Source organism: Rhizobium sp. 18065, from assembly GCF_902706095.1.
Lineage (GTDB): Bacteria > Pseudomonadota > Alphaproteobacteria > Rhizobiales > Rhizobiaceae > Allorhizobium.
Window position 1 is genome coordinate 1 of sequence record NZ_CACSJP010000006.1, and the last position, 22,507, is coordinate 22,507.

The following is a 22,507-nucleotide window of genomic DNA, read 5'->3' on the forward strand; positions in this document are numbered from 1 at the left end:
GGGTAATCGGGGGCTGGGCAACCGGGTTTTCCGGTTGCGGTCCCGGCTGCGGCGTCCAGTTGGGCGTCACCAGACCGGCCGAAATCAGCAGCTTGATGCCCTCTTCCGGTGACATGTCCAGAAGCTTCACCTTGCTGCGTGGCACGAAGATCAGGAAGCCTGCGGTCGGCACAGGGGTCGGCGCCATGAACACCGCGATCATTTCCTCGCCATCCTCGTTGAGTTTGGCGGCGATCTCACCCTTGGCATCGGTGGAGACGAAGACCAGAGCCCAGCTTCCGGGGCCGGGAAACTCGATCAGGCCGACCTTCTTGAAGGAGCTCGACTGCTCTTTCAACACCGTCTCGAAGATCTGCTTGGTGCTTTTGTAGACCGTGCGGACCAGCGGCATACGATGCAGTACCGATTCGCCGTAGGCGACGATCGAGCGTCCGATCAGATTCTTGCCGAGGAATCCGATCAGGGTGATGGCGAACAGTGCCAGCAGCAAGCCGGTGCCGGGAATGGCGAACTGTATATAGTTTTCCGGGTTGTAACGGTCCGGAATATAGGGCTTCACCCAGCTATCGGCCCAGCGTATGAAGGTCCAGGTCAACCAGATAGTGATCGTGACCGGTGCGCAGATGATCAAACCCGTCAGGAAGTTGTTCCTGAGCCGTGTCGCAACCGAAATCGTATCAGAATTTTCAGTCATTAACCGCCGTTATTGTGCAGTGCCGTAAAAACCCGGATGGAAGGCGACAATGCCCAAGGCGTCCGGACCATGCAAGAGCAAAGCCTGGAAATGTCCCGGCGGAACGTCGGGAAGCACGAGACCGTGATCCAGACGGAAACCGAAGCGTTGATAGTAAGCCGGATCGCCGAGCAGGACGCAGCCGGCAGCGCCGAGTGCCCGCAGCTCATCCAGTCCCTCGGAGACGAGACGCGAACCAACTCCCTTGCCTTGATGTGCCGGCGCAACGCTGATCGGGCCGAGGCCGTACCAGCCTTCGTCTCCGCCAGAAAGCGATATGGGCGAAAAGGCGACATGCCTGACAATCGCTCCAGCCTCCTCGGCCACCAGCGACAGTGTCAGCGCACCGGCATCGCGCAATCGTTCGATAATCAGCGGCTCGGTCTGGTCGCTATAGAGCATGCCGGCAAAGGCCGCGGCGGTGACCATGCCGATGGCGGCCTGTTCACCTTCGCGCTCTGCCCGGATGATCATTCCACAGTGACCGACTTGGCCAGGTTACGCGGCTGGTCGACGTCCGTGCCCATGAAGACGGCCGTGTGATAGGCAAGCAACTGAATCGGCAGGGAGAAGACCATCGGCGAGATGATCTCGGCGACATTCGGCAAGACGATCGTCGCCATGGTCTCGAGCTTGGAGGCCGCCGCCCCCTTCTCGTCGGTGATGAAGATGATCCGGCCACCGCGGGCCGCCACTTCCTGCATGTTCGACACGGTCTTTTCGAAGAAGCGATCATGCGGCGCAATGACGATGACCGGCATGTTCTCGTCGATCAGCGCGATCGGACCGTGCTTCAACTCGCCGGCCGCATATCCTTCCGCGTGGATGTAGGAGATCTCCTTCAGCTTCAGCGCGCCTTCCATGGCGAGCGGATAGCTGGTGCCGCGGCCGAGATAGAGAACGTCCTTGAACTTGGCGAGATCGCGCGACAGGGCCTCGATCTGCGGCTGGATGCTGTTCAGCACCTGGCTCATGATCCGCGGCATTTCGGCCAGATGCTTGACCAGCTGCTTTTCCTCGGCTTCCGTCACAGTGCCGCGGGCAACACCGGCAGCGATCGACAGCGATGCGAGAACCGCCAGCTGGCAGGTGAAGGCCTTGGTAGAGGCTACGCCGATTTCAGGACCGGCCAGGATCGGGAAGATCGCGTCGGCTTCACGGGCAATGGTCGATTCCTTGACATTGACCACGGCGCCGATCTTCAGGCCGTTTTCCTTGCAATACCGCAGCGATGCCAGCGTGTCAGCGGTCTCACCCGACTGCGAGATGAAAAAGGCAGCCTGATCCTTGGACAGCGGCATCTCGCGGTAGCGGAATTCCGAAGCGACATCGATCTCGACCGGCAGGCGGGCATAACGCTCGAACCAGTATTTGCCGACAAGGCCAGAGAGATAAGCTGTGCCGCAGGCCGACATGGCGAGGCCACGCAGATTGGCGAAATCCAGTTCGCCCTCGAAGGGCTTGATCCTGTTGGCGGCGAAATCGACGTAGTGCGACAGAGCGTGAGAGATCACCTCCGGCTGCTCGTAGATTTCCTTTTCCATGAAATGGCGATGATTGCCCTTGTCGATCATGTATGCGCTGGCGGACGAGATCTGCATCTGGCGCTCGACCGGATTGCCGTCGAGATCAAAGATATGGGCACCACGGGCGCCGATCACCGCCCAATCGCCATCCTGCAGGTAGGCGATGCGATTGGTGAAAGGCGAAAGCGCGATCGCGTCGGAGCCGAGGAACATCTCGCCATCGCCGAAGCCGATGGCAAGCGGCGGACCCGAGCGCGCTGCCATGATGGTCGAAGGATCATCCTTGAAGATGACGGCCAGCGCATAGGCGCCGGTTACCTGACGCAACATCTTGTGCATCGCTTCCCGGCGGCCGAGGCCGTCGCGGAGATATTTCGCCAGAAGTTGCGCCACGACTTCGGTGTCTGTCTGCGTCGCAAAGGTTGCGCCTTCGGCAGAGAGTTCGTCCTTGATCTCGGAGAAGTTCTCGATGATGCCATTGTGAACGACGGCAACACCATCGACGAAATGCGGATGGGCATTGGTTTCGTTGGGCACGCCGTGGGTTGCCCAGCGAGTGTGGGCAATGCCGATATTGCCGGCCAGCGGCTCGGCGGCCAACTTGGTCTCGAGATTGAACAGCTTGCCTTCGGCGCGCCGCCGCTCCAGCGTGTTGTCATGGATCGTCGCAACACCGGCAGAATCATAGCCGCGATATTCGAGCCGCTTCAATGCATCGACGAGGCGCGCCGCGACCGGCTGGTTACCGACAATACCAACAATACCGCACATGAAATTCTCCGTCTGGCGTCAATAATTTGCGTCAGTCCTACCGGTTTTGCCGGAATGCGCAATCTTGGGTGAGGTCAAATTGCATTTCGTAGCGTAACGCAATGCAGCAATGGTGAACGCATTGCGATACAAGACTTAATTGCCAGCCTTCCTTGCTGCCTTGATCGCCAGGTTCTTCTCGCGGATCTTCTTGGCACCGCCTGGCTTCATCTCCTGGCGCGCGCGACCAAAAGCGAGTGCGTCCGCCGGCACATCCCTGGTGATGACACTGCCCGACGCGACCAGAGCGCCATCGCCGATAGTCACCGGTGCGACCAGCGACGAGTTGGACCCAATGAAGGCACCTTCACCAATGCGCGTCTCATGCTTGTTGACGCCGTCATAATTGCAGGTGATCGTGCCGGCGCCGATATTACTCTCGGCACCAACAAAAGCATCGCCGATATAGGTCAGATGGTTGACCTTGGCACCCTTGCCGATCTCGGCCTTCTTGACCTCGCAGAAATTGCCGACCTTGGAGCCCTCGGCCAGGTTCGCGCCCGGACGCAGGCGCGCATAGGGGCCGACGGTGGCGCCGGTCGCGACATAGGCACCTTCGAGATGCGAGAAGGCGTGGATCACGGCACCACCCTCTACGACGACGCCTAAGCCGAAGACGACATTCGGCTCGATCAACGCGTCCTGGCCGATTTGCGTATCGTGGCTGAGGAAGACGGTTTCGGGGGCAATCATGGTGACGCCGGACACCATCAGTTCAAGGCGGCGGCGCTCCTGCCAGAGGCGTTCGATGACAGCCAGTTCGGCGCGATTGTTGCAGCCTGTCAGTTCACTTTCCGGCGCATCGACGGCAACCGCGCGGCCACCGAGCGAACGGGCGATCTCGACCAGGTCGGTCAGATAGTACTCACCCTTGGTATTGGTGTTGCCGATGCGCGACAACAGGTCGAGTGCCTTGCGGCCATTGATGGCCATCAGGCCGCTGTTGCACCAGGTCACGGCGCGCTCGGCGTCGGTTGCGTCCTTTTCCTCCCGTATCGCCACCAGCTCGCCGTTTTCAACCAGCAGGCGTCCATAGCCGGTCGGCTTCTGCGTATGAAACCCGATCACGGCCACATCCGCACCATCGGCCAGCGCTTCGCGTGCGGCCATCAGCGGTCCGGGCGTAATCAGCGGCACATCGCCGTAGGCCACGAGGATTTCATCATAGCCGCGCGCAATCGCATCGCGGGCCATCAAGACGGCATGGCCGGTGCCCAGCCGTTCAACCTGCAGGATACTCTCCACGGTCATGCCCTCGAGGCTGCCCGCTTTTGTCACCCGCTCGGCATCGCGCCCGACGACAAGGGCGACGTCATTGATACCGGACGCCGCAATGGAAGCCATGACATGGGCAATCATCGGGCGTCCGGCCACGGGATGAAGCACCTTGGACATGGATGATTTCATCCGGGTGCTGTCACCAGCGGCGAGAATGACGGCGAGACATCTGCGTGCCATGAAAAACTCCGGGCTTTGCTCTGATGAAATTTCACTAGCGAGCCGCTGTCGAGGCCGCAAGCTGAAAAGCAATGCCGGTCAGGACGTGTGCACCCGTTCGACCGCATAGATCGCACTTCGACGGCCAAGCTGGATGACATTTTCCATCGCCGCGCGTGCCCCGTCCACGTCGCCGCGCTCCACCGCCTCAACGATTGCCATATGGGTGTCGCGCATTTCGGCGTCCCGGTTCGGCACCGGCGGCTTCAGCGCCAACGTAAACGCCCCCTCGAGCGCCGCGCGAATGAAGCCGACCATGCTTTCCATGAACGGGTTGCCGCCGACGAGCATCAGCAGCAGATGGAAACAGAGATCGGCTTCCACCTGAGACTGCCAATCGAATTCCGGCGAGCCGAGCTTTGCAGCAAAATGGCGCAATTGGGCACAGTCATCGGCGGTTGCCCGTTTCGCCGCATAGGCCGCCGCCGCAGGCTCCAGCAATAGGCGAATATCATAGAGATGGTCGATAAATGCGGCGGATACGCCACTTCTGAAATGCCAGCGCAGGACGTCCTCATCCAGCAGGTTCCAGAAGCACTGGTCCGTCACGCGGGTGCCGATGCGCGATTTCGCCACGACGAGGCCCTTGGCCGCCAGCGTCTTCATCGCTTCGCGCAGCACTGACCTCGAAACTTCAAAGCGCTGCTGCAGTTCCGGGTCGCCAGGCAGAACATCGCCGACGGCAAACTCACCAGCGACGATCGCCAAACCAAGCTGCTCGACAACCCGGGCGTGGTTCGTCCGTGGCTTCGAGGCCAATAACCAGCCGGCAATCGCTTCCTTGCGCATGCCTGTGCTCCCTTGTGTCTTTGCGATTCGCTACGTTCTGATGGCTTCTCGTAGCAATGCACAGCATCTGCAAGGGCTGTATCTTAGCATTTCCGTATTTTTGTATATCCACAACAAAGAAAGGGCGCCGAGGCGCCCCTTCCGTGATCGCGACAGAAATGTCCGACCGATTATTGCGGCAGCTTGTCGTCAACACCTTCGATGTAGAAGTTCATGCCGAGGATGGTGCCGTCATCGGCGCTTTCGCCTTCCTTCAGCCACGGCGTACCGTCCTGCTTGTTGATCGGCCCTGTGAAGGGCTTCAGTTCACCGGCCTTGATCTTCGTCATGGTCTCGGTTGCCATCGCCTTGACGTCGTCCGGCATGTTGGTGAACGGTGCCATCGTCAGGATACCGTCTTTCAGGCCGTCGAAAGTCTGCTGGCTGGCCCAGGTGCCGTCAATCACGGCCTGGGTGCGCTTGATGTAGTAGGCGCCCCAGGTGTCGACGATCGAACTCAGCTGGGCGGTCGGGCCGGCTGCAATCATGTCAGAAGCCTGGCCGAATGCCTGGATGCCGCGTTCCTGAGCAACCTGCATCGGCGCGGTGGTGTCGGTATGCTGGGTCAGGATGTCAACGCCCTGGTCGATAAGGGCCTTTGCGGCGTCAGCTTCCTTGCCGGGGTCGAACCAGGTGTTGACCCAGATGACCTTCAACTTGAATTCAGGGTTCACGGTGCGGGCACCGTGAAGGAAGGCGTTGATGCCGCCAACCACTTCCGGGATGGGGAAGGACGCAATGTAGCCGGCTACACCCTTCTTCGACATCTTGCCGGCGATCTGGCCGTTAATGAAGCGACCTTCATAGAAGCGCGAGTTGTAGGTGGCGACATTGGCAGCCGTCTTGTAGCCGGTCGCATGTTCGAACTTCACGTCCGGGAACTTCTCGGCAACCTTCAGGGTCGCATCCATGAAGCCGAACGAGGTGGCGAAAACCATGGCGCAGCCCGACCGGGCCATGCGCTCGATGGCACGCTCGGCGTCGGGACCTTCCGGAACGCTTTCGAGGAACGGCGTCTCGATCTTGTCGCCGAAATGGGCCTGCAGTTCCTGGCGGCCGATGTCATGCGCCTGGGTCCAGCCGCCGTCGGTCTTGGTGCCGACATAGACGAAGCAGATCTTCGTCTTGTCCTGGGCGGAGGCAGGCGCTGCGACCGCGGCAAGTGCCGCAGCCGAGGCGGCAAGCGCGAGGAGGAATTTCTTCATGATGTACCCCTGTCTGGTTAGGTTGAAGCTTTTGTTTTCGTTTAACGATCCGGCACGAAGGGCTTGCCCAGCGAGGCCGGTGTATTGATCAGCGTTGTGCGCCGATTATGGGAGATAATGATGAGGACGACAATGGTTGCGGCATAGGGCAGCGCCGATAGAAACTGTGATGGAAGACCGATGCCGAAGGCCTGGGCATGCAGCTGGCCGATGGTCACCGCGCCGAACAGATAGCCGCCGGCCAGCAGGCGCCAGGGCCGCCAGGCGGCAAAGACGACCAGCGCCAGCGCGATCCAGCCGCGGCCGGCCGACATGTTTTCCACCCATTGCGGCGTGTAGACCAGCGACAGCTGGGCACCTGCAAGGCCGGCACAGGCGCCGCCGAACATGACCGCGAGATAACGCGTGCGGATGACCGGCAAGCCTAGCGTATGGGCCGAACCATGACTGTCACCGATGGCACGCAGTTTCAGGCCGGCACGGCTCTTGAACAGGAACCAGTTGACCCCGACCACCAGGGCGATCGACAGATAGAAGATGATGTCCTGCCTGAAGAACAACGGCCCGACGACCGGAATATCGGCCAGCAGGGGAATGGCGATCGGGGCCAGCTTGACGCCGGGCACCCCGACCAGGCTCTCGCCGACCATGCCGGATACGCCAAGGCCGAGAATGGTCAGGGCGAGACCGGTGGCAACCTGATTGGCGACCAGGGTCAGTGTCAGGAAGCCGAAGAGCAACGAGAAGGCCGCCCCCGCCAGAATGCCGGCCAGAACGCCGATGAAGGGAGAGCCGGATGCCTGGGCCGCGGCAAAGGCGCAGACGGCGCCGATGATCATCATGCCTTCGACGCCGAGATTGAGCACACCCGAGCGCTCCGTGACCAGTTCGCCGAGTGCTGCAATGACCAGCGGGGTCGAGGCGGTGATGACGGTCAGCAAGATCGCTTCAACAATCATGATGCGCTCCTGCCGGCGAGCTTGCGGCCACGATCGAAGACGATGCGTACCTTGTAGAGAATGAGCGTGTCGCAGGAGAGCACGAAGAACAGCAGCAGCCCCTGGAAGACCCGGGTGACCTTGTCGGAGACGCCGATCGACAGCTGCGCGCCTTCACCGCCCAGATAGGTCAGCGCCAGCACCAGACCCGCGGCGACGATGCCGAGCGGATTGAGACGTCCGAGGAAGGCGACGATGATTGCGGTGAAGCCGTAACCCGGGGAGATCGACGGCTGCAGGTGGCCGATGGATCCGGACACTTCGGTTATCCCGGCGAGACCGGCCAGTGCGCCGGAAAACAGCAACGAGAACCATACCATGCCGCGCGACGAGAAGCCGGCGAAACGCCCTGCCCGCTCGGACTGCCCCAGCACCACGATCTGGAAGCCCTTGAGCGTGTAGCGCATCATCAGCCAGACGGCGACGGCGGCGAGCAGCGCGAAGGCGAAGCCCCAATGGGCGCGGCCGGAAGACGACAGGATTTCCGGCAACACGGCTTCGCTGACGAAGCTGCGGCTCTGGGGGAAATTATAGCCACCTGGATCACGCCAGGCGCCACGCACCAGCCAGTCGAGGAAAAGCTGGGCGATATAGACCAGCATCAGGCTGGTCAGGATCTCGTTGGTGTTGAAGCGGGTCTTGAGCAGGGCCGGGATGCCGGCATAGGCCGCCCCGCCCAACGCGCCCATGACCATCATCAATGGCAGCAGAAACGGCGAATGCCATTCGTAGAAGACGATCGGCAGAAGCGAACCGGTGATCGCGCCGACGGTGAACTGGCCTTCTGCGCCGATATTCCAGTTGTTGGAGCGGTAACAGACCGAGAGGCCGACAGCGATCAGGATCAGCGGACCGGCCTTGATTGCCAGTTCATGCAGCGACCAGACCTCGAGAAGCGGTTCGATGAAAAAGCTGTAAAGCGCAGAAACAGGATCCTTGCCGAGCAGCGCAAACATGATGCCGCCGAAGAACACGGTGAGTGCCAGCGCCAGCAACGGCGAGACGATGGCAAACAGCGCCGATTGGCGCGGACGGCGTTCAAGTTCAATGCGCATGCGCCGTCTCCAAGCCATGCATGCCGCCCATGAGGATGCCGATCTTTTCGCGGTTCATGCTGCCAGCCGGATGGACCGCCGACAGCTTTCCCTCGGAGATTGCCGCAATGCTGGAGGCGACCTCGAAGATTTCGTCGAGATCCTGGCTGATCACCACCACGGCCGACCCGCTCTTGGCCAGATCGACCAGCGCCTGTCGGATCCTGCTTGCCGCACCGGCATCGACACCCCAGGTCGGCTGGTTGACGACCAGCACAGAGGGCTGGCGGTCGAGTTCGCGCCCGACGATGAATTTCTGCAGATTGCCGCCAGATAATGAACCTGCAGCCGGATCATCGCCGCTTTTGCGCACATCCATCATCTCGGAGATGCGCCGTGCCGCCTGTTGCACAAGACCGTGGCGAATCAGTCCCAGTTTTCCGCCGGCCAGGTAGGCCTTGCGATCGGAGGCATTGCGCGACAGGAACAGGTTTTCCGACAGGCTCATCGCCGGCACAGCCGCATGGCCATGACGTTCCTCGGGGACGAAGCCGGCGCCGAGCAGGCGGCGTGCATTGATGCCGAGGCGGCCGACCGCGTGGCCGCGAATGCGGATCGCATCGGCGCTTTCGACCGGATATTCGCCGGACAGCGCGTCAAACAGTTCACTCTGGCCATTGCCGGCAACACCGGCGATCGCCAGGACTTCGCCGGCGCGCACTGTCATCGAGACCGATTTCAGCGGCATGGCAAAGGGTGAGCGAGGGCTTACCGACAGCGCAGTCACTTCAAGCTGGATGGCGCCATCGGCCGCCGGCTCTATTTTTTCGACGCCAGCAACCTCGGCTCCGACCATCATGCGGGCAAGCGAGGCCGGTGTTTCCTGGCGCGGGTCGCAGGCACCGGTGACCTTGCCATGGCGCAGTACGGTCGCCCGGTCGCAGATGCGCTGCACTTCCTCCAGCCGGTGGCTGATATAGAGGACGGAGCGGCCTTCTGCTTTCAGCTTGAACAAGGTCTCGAACAAGCGGTCGGCTTCCTGCGGCGTCAGGACGGAAGTCGGTTCATCGAGAATGATCAATCTGGGATTTTGCAGGAGTGCGCGGACGATCTCGATGCGTTGGCGTTCGCCGACCGACAGATCGGCGACGTGAGCGTCGGGATCGAGCGGCAGACCGTAGGCGATCGACAGTTCGGCGGCTTTCTTCGACAGTTCGGAAATCGAGATCTTCTCGTCGAGCGACAAAGCGATGTTTTCGGCGACGGTCAGCGCTTCGAACAGCGAAAAATGTTGAAACACCATGCCAATTCCAAGGCGACGTGCCTCGGCCGGATTGGCGACTGCCGTGTCTGTGCCCTGCCAGGAAATCGAACCTGCCGATGGCGCAAGGATGCCGAAAAGCATCTTGACGAGAGTGGATTTTCCCGCGCCGTTTTCACCGAGAAGCGCATGAATCTCGCCGTGGCCGATATCGAGATCGATGCCATCACAGGCCTTGAAGCTGCCGAACAGCTTGCTGAGGCCACGCACGGACAAGAGCGGCAATTCGCCTGTCGATTGGTCGTACGCCACATGTCCCCCTTGCATTGCCAGGCTCCCAGGCCGGGTCTTGCGCCCGGTCCGTAGCTCAATTCATAACCGGTTTTCCGCGCCGCACAATATATAGGCAGGAGTTTTTTTGGTTTTGCGCAGGCAAGGTTACCGCGTCAGTCTGCGGCGCGGCCAAGGCTCGGGAAAAACTGCAGGATTCCGCCTATCAGGTAGAGATAGAGGCCCGTGACAACCGTGCCGGCAACGACCCAGGACGGGGTGTCGAAATGCAACAGAAGGGCATATCCACCAAAGGCGCACCAGAGCAGAAACACCGCCATATTGAGCCCCCGCAACCGTTTGACGCGGACGGGATGAAGAAAATAGATCGGCAGGAATGTCAGGAAGACCGAGACCAGGACAGCAACAAGTGCCGTTGTCGCGCTTGCATCGATGACGAAGAGCGTGAAGACCAGCATGTTCCAGACCACGGGAAAGCCGGAGAAGAAATACTCATCGGTCTTCATGCCCATGTCGGCGTAGTAGATGGCGCTTGAGACGACGATCAGGCCAGCAGCGACGAAGGACCAGGGTTCACCGATCATCCCACTCTGATAGAGCGCAAACGCCGGCAATAGAACATAGGTCACGTAGTCAATGATATTGTCGAGTGTGTCGCCCGACCAGTTCGGCAGCACTTCCTTGACGCGCACCTTGCGGGCAATCGGACCGTCGATGCCGTCGACCAGAAGCGCCAGACCAAGCCACCAGAACATATCGACGAAGCGATGTTCGGCAGCAGCAACCACACCCAAGAAAGCCAGGAATGAGCCCGATGCGGTCAGGATGTGGACCGAAAACGCGCGGATTTCCGCGTAGGGAACCCGTTTGTAATTGAAGATCTTCATCCCTGCTCCAAGCTATCAGCCTTCCGGTGCCCTCGGTATCCGATGAAATCCTGTCATTTGCAACAGAGGACCGAAAACGCGACCGGTTTTACCGCGAAATCAACGGATGCACCAAGTTGGACGGAGACGTCCGGACTGCGCCAATACAGCCCATGGATTTCGCCGGCCAAGCGCTCTAAATAGCAGATGAGTTTGCCTGATCGGACGCAGAAACCATGAACCACTACGATATTGCCATCATCGGTGCTGGCCCCGCCGGCCAGATCGCTGCCATCGCCATGGCGCGCGGTGGCCGCCGCGTGGCGCTGATCGGCCCTGAGCCCGATGGCTCCGACCGGCGTACCACCGCGCTGATGCATCAATCGCTGACGATGATGGAGCGCCTCGGCCTCTGGGAGGGCCTGCGCGCCCAGGCGGCCGCACTGTCGACGATGCAGATCATCGACGGGACCAAGCGCCTGCTGCGCGCGCCGACGGTTGCTTTCCGCAGCGCTGAAATCGACCTCCCGGCTTTCGGGTTCAATATTCCGAATTCCGCGCTGGTCGCAGCACTCTCGCAGGCCGTTTCGACGGAACCGATGATCGAGCGCTTTTCCGTCGCGGCGGAGGCGATCGAGATCGCCGAGGATCGTGTGACCGTTCGCCTGCCGCAGGACGAGGTCATCATGGCGGACTTCGTCATCGGCGCCGATGGCCGAAAGTCGAAAACCCGCGACAGCGCCGGCGTCGGTGTGAAGACCTGGTCCTATCCGCAGACGGCCGTGGTGTTGAACTTTGGCCATACGCTGCCGCACCAGAACACCTCGACCGAATTTCACACCGAATCGGGTCCGTTCACGCAAGTGCCCCTGCCCGGCATGCGCTCCAGCCTTGTCTGGGTCGTCACACCTGCGGAAGCCGAGCGCCTGCTTGCCCTTGATACGGCCAGCCTGTCTGGAGAGGTGGAAAGCCGGATGCAGTCGCTGCTCGGCAAGGTGACCGTCGAGGATGGTGCACAGGCATGGCCGCTGTCGGGCATGACTGCCAACCATTACGGACGCGGCCGCGCCGCCTTTGTCGGCGAAGCGGGTCATGCCTTCCCACCGATCGGGGCGCAGGGCCTCAATCTCAGCCTTCGTGATATCGCAGCACTCGAGGACATCCTGATCGACCCCAACGGTGAGCAGATCAGAGCCACCGCCGGCGATCACTTCGACCGCAAGCGGCGCCTCGATATTTCCAGCCGCACCGTCAGTGTCGACCTGTTGAACCGCTCGCTTCTCTCGGGACTGCTGCCGGTGCAGATGATGCGGGCGGCGGGCCTGCAGGTGCTGGCAAGCTTTGCGCCGCTGCGCAATCTGGTGATGCAGGAAGGTGTAGCACCCGGCCGCGGGCTGAAAAGCCTGCCGCAGGTGTTACGGGAAAAGATCCGGCGGTAAGACGCCGCTTTTGATCGCAAACAGCAGGGCAGAGACGGACAATACCGAGATGACCGTGGTGATCAGGATTGTCGCCGAAGCGCGCTCCTGCCAGACGCCATATTGCTGGCCGATGACAAAGACATTGGTGGCGGTCGGCAGCGAGGCAAGCAGGATCGCCGTGTAGAGCCAGAGCGGATCGAAATTGCCGACGAAGCTCAAGACGACATAAACCAGGATCGGATGCAGAACGAGCTTGATCGGCACGATATAGCCGATCTCGACCGGGATACGCTTGAGTGGCCGCAGCGCCAACGTCACGCCCATGGCAAACAGCGCGCATGGTGCGGCAGCCTGTGCCAGGTAATCGATCAGCCGTTGCAGCGCGACGGGTGGCTCGAAGGCGAAGGCGGCGGCAACGAAGCCGACCAGTGTTGCGATGAATGGATGCGTGATGATCTTGCGCGCCACGTCCAGCGCCAAAAGCAAGGGCGGACGCCTGTCGCCGCCGGCAAAGGCCATCAGTGCCGGAGCCGCGATGAAATGCGCCGCATTTTCAAAGCAGAACACCAAAGCCACCGGCACGGCCGCCTTCTCGCCAAAGGCAAGCAGCGCAAGTCCCGGCCCCATGTAGCCGATATTGCCATAACAGCCCGCCAGCGCCTGGACGGTGCATTCGGCGATCGTGTTGCCGCGGATATAGCGGCCGATGGCGAAGACCAGCAGGAAGATCGTGTAGGTGGAAGCAAGGGCGGCAGCGATGAAATCGACACGGGTGAGTTCTTCGATCGGCGTGCGCGAGACCAGCTTGAAAAACAGTGCCGGCAATGTGACGTAGATCACGAAAAAATTCAGCCAACCGAGTGCACCGGCGGAATGGTCGGCAATCCTGCCGGAAACATAGCCGATCAGAATCAGTCCGAAAAACGGCAGCACCAGCGCGACAATGTCAGCCATTGGCAAAGTCTTTCTTCATCACGCTTCACTCGCCGCGCAAACCGTGCGCCCCATCCGGACTTAGCCGATTTGCGACAGGATGGGAAAGGTTTGCTGAAACCAGATGGCCATGTCGGAAATGTAGCCGAAGATGAAGGCAAGCCCGGTTGCCACCAGCAAGCCGCCCATGATCTTTTCGACCAGGCCGAGATGGTGACGGAAACGCGCCAGGAAACGCATGAAGGCACCGGAGAAACCCGCCGCGATCCAGAACGGCACGGCAAGCCCGAGGGAATAGATGGCGAGCAGCAACGCGCCGTCGCCAACCGTCTGTTTGGAGGCCGCAACGCCGAGGATAGCGCCGAGGACCGGACCGATGCACGGCGTCCAGCCGAAGGCAAAGGCAAGACCCATGACATAGGCGCCCGACAGCGTGGCCGGCTTGCCGCCGCCGGCGAATCGCATTTCGGACGACAGGAAGCCAAGACGGAAGAGGCCGAGGAAATTCAGGCCCATGACGATGATGATGGCTCCGCCGATCTTGGCGAGCAGGTCGAGATGCTGGCGCAACAGGCCGCCGATAGTCGAGGCACCAGCCCCCAGCGCGACGAAGACCGTAGCAAAGCCAAGCGTGAAGACGAGCGACGTCAGGAAAACGGTGCGACGGGCGGCGGCATTCTGCGTCTCTTCGCCGGCCCGGAACTGATCCACCGAAATGCCAGCCATATAACAGAGATAAGGCGGCACCAAAGGCAGAACACAGGGAGAAAGAAAGGACAGAGCTCCCGCCAGAAGCGCACTGACGAAAGAAATCTCGGCGATCGACACACGCAACTCCACAGTGAATGTTATTTGCCAGACGGATTGGCGCCCTTCCTATCCGGCAGAATGGAGGCTTGCCAATCACCTTTGCGTTCGTTGCGACAAAAGGACCTTTTCATTGCGGAGAACGCATTTTTCCGGTTGACCGGATGAGGTCGCCTGCCTATGTTCCGCGCACTTCCAAAGGCGGGGCACAAACCCTGCATGGAAGAGCGTGGCTCAGCCGGTTTGAGCAATGATTTTTAAGCTGTTTCAAGCGGTTTTTAGTCAAAGAGTCGCGCAACGGAAATTGTGTGAGAGGCTAGCTCAGCTGGTAGAGCAGCGCACTTTTAATGCGCGGGTCGTGGGTTCGAGTCCCACGCCTCTCACCACTTCCCAACCAATCGTCAGAATATATCCGGTTCTCGCCATGGCCGCGAAGACGGTCAAGCCTCTGGCTTCGACGACAACCAACCCATGTTCGGGCCATGTTCGGGCGGCTGCATTGCCGTTTCACCGCTGGACCCGCCCGCCTTGGCCGTGTAGGTCGATCACTGTGTTTCGAACCGCAGACTCTTTGCGCCCCTTTGCCCCCGAAGTCCAAATTCCATGGCTCATATCCGTTCGCCGAAAACTGAGAGATCTGATCCTGAACACCCGATCGAGTGTCAGGAAGCGATGGAAGATGCCTTTCTAGACATGGTCAACCGAGGCGTCAGGGCGGGATGGGATGTCGAGCAGGTGATCTCGGCAGTGATCGAGCTTGCCGATACGCAGATGGTCCTGCGCCAGGAGGATGCGCGGCTGGAAGGCACGCTGCGCCGGATGCGCAAGGATCCGACACTGGCGGAACTGGGGATTATCGCCTTTTTCGGCATCGTCGGCATCGCCCTTCTGGCGACCTTCATCCTGAGCATTTTCATGTGAATACAAGCGGATCGGTGCAAATGGCGCCGTTCAATTCTTACCAATTATTCACTGGGGTTTTGTCGCGATCCGTGGAAGAACCGCAACCACAAGCGGCAGGCCGCCCGGCAATTGATTTCAATCAAGATGAAAACTGCGGGAAACGGCATCCTCTCCGCGCAACAATATGACAATGGTGCCTTCGTGACGATCGACACAGACAGCCGCTCCAAAGACCCTAGCTCCAACGTAGAGGAGCTGAAGGCGCTGATCGGCACACCGCGTGGGAAAAAGCCTCGCTGGATCCTCAGGATTGTCACGCTGGTGCTGGTCGCGGGTGCCGCCTATGGCATCTACACGCTGACGACGCGCACGGCATCCTATACCTATGCCAGCGCCGAGGTGAAAAAGGGCGATCTCACCGTGATGGTCACCGCCACGGGTTCGGTCGAGCCAACGGTGCAGGTCGATGTGTCGAGCGAGCAGTCCGGTACCGTGCGCGAGGTACTGGTTGCAGAAAACACCCAGGTCACCAAGGGCGAAGTGCTGGCGCGGCTCGACACCGACAAGCTGACCGCGGAACTGAAAGGCTCGGAAGCAGCGCTGGCGGCGGCGAGAGCCAGTGTTTCCAAGGCCGAAGCCGACCGACTGTCTGCCAAGGTAAGTCTCGACCGGCAAAAGGCGCTGGTTACCAGCCGCGTATCGAGCCAGCAGGATCTGGATTCGGCAAACTTCAACTATGAAGCGGCGGTGGCCACCAAGGCGAGTGCCGAGGCCAATGTGCTGTCCGCCGAAGCCACGCTCGAGCAGTCGAAGCTGTCGCTGAGCAAGGCGACCATTGTCTCGCCGATCGACGGGATCGTGCTGGCACGTGACGTCGATCCCGGTGCGACCGTTGCCGCCTCACTCGAGGCTCCGACCCTTTTCACCCTGGCAGGCGATCTCAGAGAGATGGAACTGCAAGTATCGATCGACGAGGCGGATGTCGGACAGGTGGCCGTCGGGCAAAAGGCGACATTCACCGTTGATGCCTTTCCCGATCAACGGTTTCCGGCGGAAATCACCTCGGTGCGCTATGCCTCCGAGACCGTCAACGACGTTGTCACGTACAAGGGCATCCTGTCGGTGCGTAATGAAGACATGGTCCTGCGCCAGGGCATGACGGCGACGGCCGATATCGTGGTGAAGGCGATTTCCGGACAGCTCCTCATTCCAAACGCAGCCCTGCGCTATTCGCCGCCTGTTACCGCGACCCGCGAAGGTGGTGGCAGCGGCATATTCAGCCTGTTCCGGCCACCGCGCATGGGCTCGCTGACCACGGCCCAGCCAACGGGCAGCGAACGCACGGTCTGGGTCCTGCGCAATGGCGTGCCTGCCGCCGTCAATATCGAGATCGGTTCCAGTGATGGCCAGAACACCGTACTGGTGAAGGGCGATATTGCCGAAGGCGACCAACTGGTCACCGATTCCACCGAAAAGAAGAGCTGAGGACGCCCGTATGGCCCCTGCCCCTCTGATCCAGTTCCGCCAGATTTCCAAACTCTATGGGCGCGGCGAGGCCACGATCCGCGCGCTGGACAGCCTTGACCTGACGATCGAGGCGCATGAATTCGTCGCCATCATGGGTCCGTCGGGTTCGGGCAAATCCACCGCGATGAACATTCTCGGCTTCCTCGACGTGCCAAGCTCCGGCCAGTATCTGTTCCAGGGCATGGAAACGACGGGGTTCGACCGCTCACAATACACGTTGCTGCGCAGACACATGCTCGGCTTCGTCTTCCAGGGGTTCAATTTGCTGGCGCGCACCTCGGCCGTGGAGAATGTCGAGTTGCCGCTGATCTATCGCGGCATGGATGCACGGGAACGGCGCCAGCAGGCGCTCGAGGCACTGGCCCAGGTGGGTCTTGCCGGGCGCGAAAACCACACCACACAGGAACTTTCCGGCGGCCAGCAGCAGCGCGTCGCGATTGCACGCGCCATTGTTACCAAACCGGCGATCCTGCTGGCGGATGAGCCGACCGGCAATCTCGACACCCGCACCAGTCGCGAGATCATGGAGTTGATCACCTCGCTGAACCGGGATCGCGGCATCACCGTGATCATGGTCACACACGAGGACGACATCGCCGCCTATGCCAGGCGCACCCTGCGCTTTGTCGACGGGCATCTTCAGTCCGACAGCAAGACCACGGAGGTGGCGGCCGATGTTCACTGAAACGATCAAGCTTGCGCTTCGCGCGATTACCCGCAACCTGCTGCGCTCGTTCCTGACCGTGCTGGGCGTCGTGATCGGTGTTGCTGCGGTCATCGCCATGGTGACGATCGGCAATGGTACGACCGCACAGGTGACGTCGGAGATCTCCAAACTCGGGACCAATCTTCTGTTTGTCCGTCCCGGCCAGTTCGGCCCCGGCCGTGCCAGCGCGGATGCGAAGAAATTCTCCGAACGCGATGTCGACGCGATCCGCGACCAGATCAGCGGCCTGAGGGCTGTCGCCGGCGTCAATCAATCCAGCCAGACGGTGATCTTCGGCGGAGAAAGCCGGGCAACGACCATTGTCGGCACGGTCGGCGACTATCTTGTTGCACAGGACTGGACGCTTGCCACCGGCCGCACTTTCCTTGCCTCGGAAGAACGTGGCGGACAGGCCGTCTGCCTGATCGGCGAGACTGTACGCTCCAAGCTGTTCGGCTCGACACCGGCGCTCGAGCAGACTATCCGCGTCGACAATGTCGCCTGCGAAATCATCGGCACGCTGTCGAAGAAGGGCCAGAGCGGCATGGGCAGCGACCAGGACGATGTGGTGATGATGCCGCTCAAGGTGTTCCAGCGGCGAATCGGCGGATCACAGGATGTATCCAGCATCATGCTGTCGGCTGAAAACGGCGTCTCCACGTCCAAGGTACAGGCCAGCGTCGAATTGTTGCTAAGGGAGCGTCGCAAGATCGTTTCCGGGCGCGAAGACGATTTCAGCGTCAACGACATGACGCAGATGGCAGCCACCCTGACCGGTACCACGACATTGATGACCGGCCTGCTCGGAGCGGTGGCGGCGGTCTCGCTGCTGGTCGGCGGTATCGGCATCATGAACATCATGCTGGTTTCGGTTACCGAACGGACGCGCGAGATCGGCATCCGGCTGGCGATCGGCGCGGTGGAAAGCCAGGTGCTGATGCAGTTTCTCGTCGAGGCCGTGACGCTCTCCGTGTTTGGCGGCGTGGTGGGTATCGTGCTGGGGCTGACGATCGCCTATACGGCCGTCAGCCTGATGTCCGTCCCGTTTGTTGCCAGCCCGTCGATCGTTCTGCTGGCCTTCGCATTCTCGGCAATCATCGGCATGGTCTTCGGCTATTTTCCAGCGAGACGCGCGGCGCAGTTGAACCCAATCGAGGCATTGCGGCACGAATAATTCCATCGAGCCTTCTCAAACTTCCGGCATTCATCAAAGCCGACCGAGCACCCTGATATATCAGCCCGACTTGCCATTCCATCTGCGACATGCCACAGCTTGGTATATCAGTGGAGCGCGCATGCAGAACAAAAGCCCCTCGCAAAGCCATCTCGCCTATCTCGAGCTTGAACGGCAGATCGTCATGCTCAGGCTCAAGCCAGGTGCTACGGTCAGCGAAAGGGAACTGATCGAGGCGTCCGGTTTCGGACGAACGCCGGTCCGCGAGGCCATTCAAAAGCTGGAGTGGCAGGGTCTGATGCTGGTTCGTCCGCGTGTCGGGCTGCAGATCTCCGAGATCAAACCCTACGATCATCGGGCAATCATGGCGGTTCGCCTACGCCTCGAACCCTATGCCGTCCGGCTTGCGGCCGAGTCCGCCAATGCCGAGGTCAAGTCCGCCCTTGCCGACTGCGCCACCGCCATGACGACCGCCGCGACTGCCGGCGATTTCGATGCCTTCCTCAGGGCCGACAAGGTTTTCGACGTGCTGATCGAGAGCGCCTGTCCGAACTGTTTCCTGACCACAGCACTCGCGCCGCTGCAGACCCATTCGCGGCGCCTCTGGTACAGCACAGCGACCGTGGAAAAGATGGATCAATCGGTATCGATGCATGTCGCGGTAATCCGCGCCGTCCAACAGGATAAAGGCGTCGAGGCTGAACGCGCCACGGCCAATCTGATCGGCTATCTCAGCGAAAACTGACGCCCTTTATTGAAAACGCCCGGACAAGCCGGGCGTTTTCATCTCACTATCGTTTCGAGCTTAGCCGACGAAGGCGCGCTCGATAACGAACTCGGCCGGCTTGTTGTTGGCGCCTTCCGACAGACCCGCCTTTTCAAGGATCACCTTGGTATCCTTCAGCATGGCTGTCGAACCGCAGATCATGCCTCGGTCGATGGCCGGATCGAGCGTCGGCACGCCAAGATCGGCAAACATCTTGCCGTTTTCCATCAGGTCGGTGATACGGCCCATGAACGGATAGTTTTCGCGGGTCACCGTCGCATAGTGCTTCAGCTTGTCACCGACGACTTCAGCCAGAAACTCGTGGTTCCTGATTTCCTCGACCAGGTCGAAGCCGTATTTCAGCTCGGCAACATCGCGGCAGGTGTGGGTGAGGATGACTTCCTCGAACTTCTCATAGGTTTCCGGATCGCGGATCAGGCTGGCAAAAGGTGCGATCCCGGTACCGGTCGAAAACATGTAGAGCCGCTTGCCGGGGGTCAACGCGTCGAGCACCAGAGTGCCGGTCGACTTCTTGCGCATCAGAACCTTGTCACCCGGCTGAATGCGCTGCAGGTGCTGGGTCAGCGGACCATCCTGAACCTTGATCGAGAAGAATTCGAGTTCTTCGTCCCAGGACGGGCTGGCAATGGAATAGGCACGATAAATCGGCTTTCCTTCGACCATCAGGCCGATCATGGCGAATTCGCCCGAGCGGAAGCGGAAACCTGCCGGACGGGTCATGCGGAAGCGGAACAGATGGTCGGTATAATGCGTCACGCTCAGAACCGTTTCGGCATAGACGCCGTCGGGCACGATCATTTCGGCATTGTCGGTCTTCACAAGAGCATTCATAGGCTGTCGGTCCTATCGTTCGGTCACGTGGGGCAGCCTATAAAGCAGACTTCGCCATTCCACAATTCAGCCGGCATGCAGTTTTTGCAGCCATGGGATGCCTGAAAGCAAAGGCAGCGTCCTTGACCCCGGTCAAATCGCCGCCATCACATAGGCTATTTATTATATTTCAGGCGCCGGTCGAGCCGATCCGGCGCCAGCTATAGCCGGCAGCAGCCTTGGAAGACCGCGCCGTTGGCTGATATTGCTGGGCCACGCCCATCAGACAGTGTTCGTCCAGCCGTTTCAGCGCAGTTTCATTGGTCACGGCAAAGCTGTCGAAACCGGTGCGCAGCATCAAGGGCACCTGATCGATCAACACGTCGCCAACCGCACGCAATTCACCCTGATAGTCGAGGCGTTCACGCAGCAGGCTCGCATGGCTGAAACCACGACCATCACTGAACGCCGGGAAGGCAATGGCAATCAGGGCGATGCGGTCGAGATAAGGTTCGAGCTTGCTCACGTCATCGGCCGGTGCGACCAGAACACCCAAGCCACCCTCATTGGTATCGGCTGCCGCCGCCAGGAAGGCGTCGAGGCCGCGGATCGGCGTTTCGCCCTCGCCTGCCTTCACATCGTCAGTTTCGATGACCCAGGCATCCTTGGCGACAAAGCCGGTTTCTTTCCAAATCTTGGTCATGGTCTCAGTCATCCTTACGCGGCTTCCGCCGTCGCGCCGTAGAGGGCATCCTTGAACGGCTTGGGGCCGACGCGACGATAGGCCAGAAGGAAGGTTTCCTTCGGATCAAGGCGCAGGCCAAGATAGGTATCGACGATGGTCTCGATGGCGTCGGTCACCTTTTCCGGCTCGAAACCGCGGCCGATGATCTCGCCGATCGACGAGTTCTCGTCACCGGAACCGCCCAGCGTGATCTGATAGAGTTCGGCACCCTTCTTCTCGACACCCAAAAGGCCGATATGGCCGACATGGTGATGACCGCAGGCATTGATGCAGCCGGAAATCTTGATCTTCAACTCGCCGATTTCCGCCTGGCGCGCCTGGGAGCCGAAGCGCAGCGAGATTTCCTGGGCCACCGGGATCGACCGAGCATTGGCCAAAGCGCAGTAGTCCAGGCCCGGACAGGCAATCATGTCGGTGATCAAGCCGGCATTGGCTGTGGCCAGGCCTGACTTCTCCAGCGCCTGATAAACCGCGTAGAGATCGCCCATGGCGACATGCGGCAAGATCAGGTTCTGCTCGTGGCTGACGCGGATCTCGTCAAATGCGTAGCGTTCGGCGATCTCGGCGACCAGATCCATCTGCGCATCCGATGCATCTCCCGGCGTGCCGCCGATCGGCTTCAGGGAGATCGTGACCATGCCGTAATCAGGATGGCTGTGCGGCTGGACATTCTGTCCGACCCACGTAGCGAAGGCCGCATCGGCTTTCTTGGCGCGGGCGAGTGCTTCCCAGCCTTCGGCACGATCGGCGAGAGCCGGCGGCGCGAAATAGGCCTCGATCGACCGAATATCGGCCTCCGGCAGCTTCAGTTCGCTGTCGCGGATCTGGTCGAACTCAACCTCGACCTGGCGGGTCAGTTCCTCGACGCCGGTCTCATGCACGAGAATCTTGATGCGGGCCTTGTACTTGTTGTCGCGGCGACCATTGAGATTGTAGACGCGGACAATCGCCGTGACATAGGTCAGCAGATCGGCCTCCGGCAGGAAGTCGCGGATCTTCTTGGCGATCAGCGGCGTGCGGCCCTGGCCACCACCGACATAGACGGCGAAGCCGAGTTCACCCGCTTCGTTCTTCTTCAGATGCAGGCCGATGTCGTGCACCTGGATGGCCGCACGGTCGCTCGGCGCGCCGGTGACGGCGATCTTGAACTTGCGCGGCAGGAAGGAAAATTCAGGATGCAGCGACGACCACTGGCGCAGGATTTCGGCGTAGGGGCGCGGGTCGGCGACCTCGTCAGCGGCAGCACCGGCGAAATGGTCGGCCGTGACGTTGCGAATGCAGTTGCCGGAGGTCTGGATGGCGTGCATTTCGACACTGGCCAACTCGCTCAGGATATCCGGCGTGTCGGACAGTTTCGGCCAGTTGTACTGGATGTTCTGGCGGGTGGTGAAATGGCCATAGCCGCGATCATACTTGCGGGCGATGTGGGCCAGCATGCGCATCTGCTTCGCGTTCAGCGTGCCATAGGGAATTGCGACGCGCAGCATGTAGGCGTGAAGCTGCAGATAGACGCCATTCATCAGGCGCAGCGGCTTGAAAGCGTCCTCGGCCAGGTCTCCCGACAGGCGGCGGTCCACCTGGTCGCGAAACTGCTCTACGCGCGCCGAAACGAAGGCGTGGTCGAATTCATCGTAACGATACATAT

21 protein-coding genes and 1 tRNA gene are annotated in these 22,507 nt (G+C 60.6%); 7 read left to right on the top strand and 15 right to left on the bottom strand.

Annotation, left to right across the window (positions count from 1 at the left end; genetic code table 11):
• From GVK95_RS14990 to pcsA, 10 genes are all read right to left on the bottom strand, one after another.
• On the bottom strand, nucleotides 1–694 hold a 694-nt coding region (locus GVK95_RS14990; RefSeq protein WP_159951021.1), incomplete at its 3' end, for a DUF502 domain-containing protein.
• Between the two features lie 9 nt (nucleotides 695–703).
• The gene (locus tag GVK95_RS14995; protein ID WP_159951023.1) at nucleotides 704–1,207 is read right to left on the bottom strand and encodes an N-acetyltransferase; all 504 of its coding nucleotides are present in this window, start codon (nucleotides 1,205–1,207) and stop codon (nucleotides 704–706) included.
• Complete coding sequence (glmS, locus tag GVK95_RS15000; protein WP_159951025.1) at nucleotides 1,204–3,030, bottom strand: glutamine--fructose-6-phosphate transaminase (isomerizing); 1,827 nt, start codon at nucleotides 3,028–3,030, stop codon at nucleotides 1,204–1,206. The genes GVK95_RS14995 and glmS overlap by 4 nt, the downstream gene beginning before the upstream one ends.
• A 135-nt stretch (nucleotides 3,031–3,165) precedes the next feature.
• Nucleotides 3,166–4,527, bottom strand: coding sequence for a bifunctional UDP-N-acetylglucosamine diphosphorylase/glucosamine-1-phosphate N-acetyltransferase GlmU (gene glmU, locus GVK95_RS15005; RefSeq protein ID WP_159951027.1), 1,362 nt, complete (start codon nucleotides 4,525–4,527; stop codon nucleotides 3,166–3,168).
• Between the two features lie 78 nt (nucleotides 4,528–4,605).
• Complete coding sequence (locus GVK95_RS15010) at nucleotides 4,606–5,355, bottom strand: FadR/GntR family transcriptional regulator (protein WP_159951029.1); 750 nt, start codon at nucleotides 5,353–5,355, stop codon at nucleotides 4,606–4,608.
• Nucleotides 5,356–5,525: 170 nt separating this feature from the next.
• The gene (locus GVK95_RS15015) at nucleotides 5,526–6,599 is read right to left on the bottom strand and encodes a BMP family ABC transporter substrate-binding protein (protein ID WP_159951031.1); all 1,074 of its coding nucleotides are present in this window, start codon (nucleotides 6,597–6,599) and stop codon (nucleotides 5,526–5,528) included.
• 41 nt (nucleotides 6,600–6,640) lie between these two features.
• Nucleotides 6,641–7,561: an ABC transporter permease gene (locus GVK95_RS15020; protein WP_159951563.1), complete on the bottom strand. Its 921-nt coding sequence runs from the start codon at nucleotides 7,559–7,561 to the stop codon at nucleotides 6,641–6,643.
• On the bottom strand, nucleotides 7,555–8,652 hold the full coding sequence (locus GVK95_RS15025; protein WP_159951033.1) for an ABC transporter permease: 1,098 nt from the start codon (nucleotides 8,650–8,652) through the stop codon (nucleotides 7,555–7,557). The genes GVK95_RS15020 and GVK95_RS15025 overlap by 7 nt, the downstream gene beginning before the upstream one ends.
• On the bottom strand, nucleotides 8,642–10,219 hold the full coding sequence (locus GVK95_RS15030) for an ABC transporter ATP-binding protein (protein WP_200844297.1): 1,578 nt from the start codon (nucleotides 10,217–10,219) through the stop codon (nucleotides 8,642–8,644). The genes GVK95_RS15025 and GVK95_RS15030 overlap by 11 nt, the downstream gene beginning before the upstream one ends.
• A 119-nt stretch (nucleotides 10,220–10,338) precedes the next feature.
• Nucleotides 10,339–11,070, bottom strand: a complete 732-nt coding sequence (pcsA, locus tag GVK95_RS15035; protein WP_159951035.1) for a phosphatidylcholine synthase — start codon at nucleotides 11,068–11,070, stop codon at nucleotides 10,339–10,341.
• 215 nt (nucleotides 11,071–11,285) lie between these two features.
• Between pcsA and GVK95_RS15040 the strand changes: the two genes are divergently transcribed.
• A complete protein-coding gene (locus GVK95_RS15040; RefSeq protein WP_159951037.1) occupies nucleotides 11,286–12,488 on the top strand; it encodes a UbiH/UbiF family hydroxylase in 1,203 nt (400 codons plus the stop codon).
• Here the strand turns inward: GVK95_RS15040 and GVK95_RS15045 are convergent.
• On the bottom strand, nucleotides 12,465–13,424 hold the full coding sequence (locus tag GVK95_RS15045; protein ID WP_159951039.1) for an AEC family transporter: 960 nt from the start codon (nucleotides 13,422–13,424) through the stop codon (nucleotides 12,465–12,467). The two genes, GVK95_RS15040 and GVK95_RS15045, sit on opposite strands and share 24 nt — an antisense overlap.
• Nucleotides 13,425–13,484: 60 nt before the next feature.
• Nucleotides 13,485–14,231 (bottom strand): cytochrome c biogenesis CcdA family protein, encoded by a 747-nt coding sequence (locus GVK95_RS15050; protein WP_159951041.1) that lies wholly within the window; start codon nucleotides 14,229–14,231, stop codon nucleotides 13,485–13,487.
• Nucleotides 14,232–14,520: 289 nt separating this feature from the next.
• Here GVK95_RS15050 and GVK95_RS15055 point away from each other — a divergent pair.
• The 6 genes from GVK95_RS15055 to GVK95_RS15080 all read left to right on the top strand — a co-directional run bounded on the left by GVK95_RS15055 (nucleotide 14,521) and on the right by GVK95_RS15080 (nucleotide 19,265).
• Nucleotides 14,521–14,596: transfer RNA gene (locus GVK95_RS15055), tRNA-Lys, on the top strand.
• A gap of 286 nt (nucleotides 14,597–14,882) precedes the next feature.
• Nucleotides 14,883–15,131, top strand: a complete 249-nt coding sequence (locus tag GVK95_RS15060) for a hypothetical protein (protein ID WP_159951043.1) — start codon at nucleotides 14,883–14,885, stop codon at nucleotides 15,129–15,131.
• Nucleotides 15,132–15,257: 126 nt separating this feature from the next.
• On the top strand, nucleotides 15,258–16,598 hold the full coding sequence (locus GVK95_RS15065; protein ID WP_159951045.1) for an efflux RND transporter periplasmic adaptor subunit: 1,341 nt from the start codon (nucleotides 15,258–15,260) through the stop codon (nucleotides 16,596–16,598).
• 10 nt (nucleotides 16,599–16,608) lie between these two features.
• Nucleotides 16,609–17,325 (top strand): ABC transporter ATP-binding protein, encoded by a 717-nt coding sequence (locus GVK95_RS15070; RefSeq protein ID WP_159951047.1) that lies wholly within the window; start codon nucleotides 16,609–16,611, stop codon nucleotides 17,323–17,325.
• Entirely contained in the window at nucleotides 17,315–18,520 is a 1,206-nt protein-coding gene (locus GVK95_RS15075) for an ABC transporter permease (RefSeq protein WP_159951049.1), read from the top strand. Before GVK95_RS15070 ends, GVK95_RS15075 begins: the two co-directional genes overlap by 11 nt.
• Nucleotides 18,521–18,641: 121 nt before the next feature.
• A complete protein-coding gene (locus tag GVK95_RS15080; protein WP_159951051.1) occupies nucleotides 18,642–19,265 on the top strand; it encodes a GntR family transcriptional regulator in 624 nt (207 codons plus the stop codon).
• Between the two features lie 60 nt (nucleotides 19,266–19,325).
• Here the strand turns inward: GVK95_RS15080 and GVK95_RS15085 are convergent, their stop codons facing one another.
• The 3 genes from GVK95_RS15085 to GVK95_RS15095 form a co-directional block, all read right to left on the bottom strand.
• Nucleotides 19,326–20,138, bottom strand: coding sequence for a ferredoxin--NADP reductase (locus GVK95_RS15085; protein WP_159951053.1), 813 nt, complete (start codon nucleotides 20,136–20,138; stop codon nucleotides 19,326–19,328).
• Nucleotides 20,139–20,307: 169 nt separating this feature from the next.
• Nucleotides 20,308–20,820 (bottom strand): DUF934 domain-containing protein, encoded by a 513-nt coding sequence (locus GVK95_RS15090; RefSeq protein WP_159951055.1) that lies wholly within the window; start codon nucleotides 20,818–20,820, stop codon nucleotides 20,308–20,310.
• 14 nt (nucleotides 20,821–20,834) lie between these two features.
• Nucleotides 20,835–22,505: a nitrite/sulfite reductase gene (locus GVK95_RS15095; protein WP_159951057.1), complete on the bottom strand. Its 1,671-nt coding sequence runs from the start codon at nucleotides 22,503–22,505 to the stop codon at nucleotides 20,835–20,837.
• Between the last annotated feature and the right edge of the window lie 2 nt (nucleotides 22,506–22,507).

Excerpts from the sequence above, each read along its gene's own strand:
- GVK95_RS14995 (WP_159951023.1), bottom strand. The coding sequence starts at position 1,207 with ATGATCATCCGGGCAGAGCGCGAAGGTGAACAGGCCGCCATCGGCATG.
- glmS (WP_159951025.1), bottom strand. The coding sequence starts at position 3,030 with ATGTGCGGTATTGTTGGTATTGTCGGTAACCAGCCGGTCGCGGCGCGC.
- glmU (WP_159951027.1), bottom strand. The coding sequence starts at position 4,527 with ATGGCACGCAGATGTCTCGCCGTCATTCTCGCCGCTGGTGACAGCACC.
- GVK95_RS15010 (WP_159951029.1), bottom strand. The coding sequence starts at position 5,355 with ATGCGCAAGGAAGCGATTGCCGGCTGGTTATTGGCCTCGAAGCCACGG.
- GVK95_RS15015 (WP_159951031.1), bottom strand. The coding sequence starts at position 6,599 with ATGAAGAAATTCCTCCTCGCGCTTGCCGCCTCGGCTGCGGCACTTGCC.
- GVK95_RS15025 (WP_159951033.1), bottom strand. The coding sequence starts at position 8,652 with ATGCGCATTGAACTTGAACGCCGTCCGCGCCAATCGGCGCTGTTTGCC.
- GVK95_RS15030 (WP_200844297.1), bottom strand. The coding sequence starts at position 10,219 with ATGCAAGGGGGACATGTGGCGTACGACCAATCGACAGGCGAATTGCCG.
- pcsA (WP_159951035.1), bottom strand. The coding sequence starts at position 11,070 with ATGAAGATCTTCAATTACAAACGGGTTCCCTACGCGGAAATCCGCGCG.
- GVK95_RS15040 (WP_159951037.1), top strand. The coding sequence starts at position 11,286 with ATGAACCACTACGATATTGCCATCATCGGTGCTGGCCCCGCCGGCCAG.
- GVK95_RS15045 (WP_159951039.1), bottom strand. The coding sequence starts at position 13,424 with ATGGCTGACATTGTCGCGCTGGTGCTGCCGTTTTTCGGACTGATTCTG.
- GVK95_RS15060 (WP_159951043.1), top strand. The coding sequence starts at position 14,883 with ATGGAAGATGCCTTTCTAGACATGGTCAACCGAGGCGTCAGGGCGGGA.
- GVK95_RS15065 (WP_159951045.1), top strand. The coding sequence starts at position 15,258 with ATGAAAACTGCGGGAAACGGCATCCTCTCCGCGCAACAATATGACAAT.
- GVK95_RS15070 (WP_159951047.1), top strand. The coding sequence starts at position 16,609 with ATGGCCCCTGCCCCTCTGATCCAGTTCCGCCAGATTTCCAAACTCTAT.
- GVK95_RS15075 (WP_159951049.1), top strand. The coding sequence starts at position 17,315 with ATGTTCACTGAAACGATCAAGCTTGCGCTTCGCGCGATTACCCGCAAC.
- GVK95_RS15080 (WP_159951051.1), top strand. The coding sequence starts at position 18,642 with ATGCAGAACAAAAGCCCCTCGCAAAGCCATCTCGCCTATCTCGAGCTT.
- GVK95_RS15085 (WP_159951053.1), bottom strand. The coding sequence starts at position 20,138 with ATGAATGCTCTTGTGAAGACCGACAATGCCGAAATGATCGTGCCCGAC.
- GVK95_RS15090 (WP_159951055.1), bottom strand. The coding sequence starts at position 20,820 with ATGACCAAGATTTGGAAAGAAACCGGCTTTGTCGCCAAGGATGCCTGG.
- GVK95_RS15095 (WP_159951057.1), bottom strand. The coding sequence starts at position 22,505 with ATGTATCGTTACGATGAATTCGACCACGCCTTCGTTTCGGCGCGCGTA.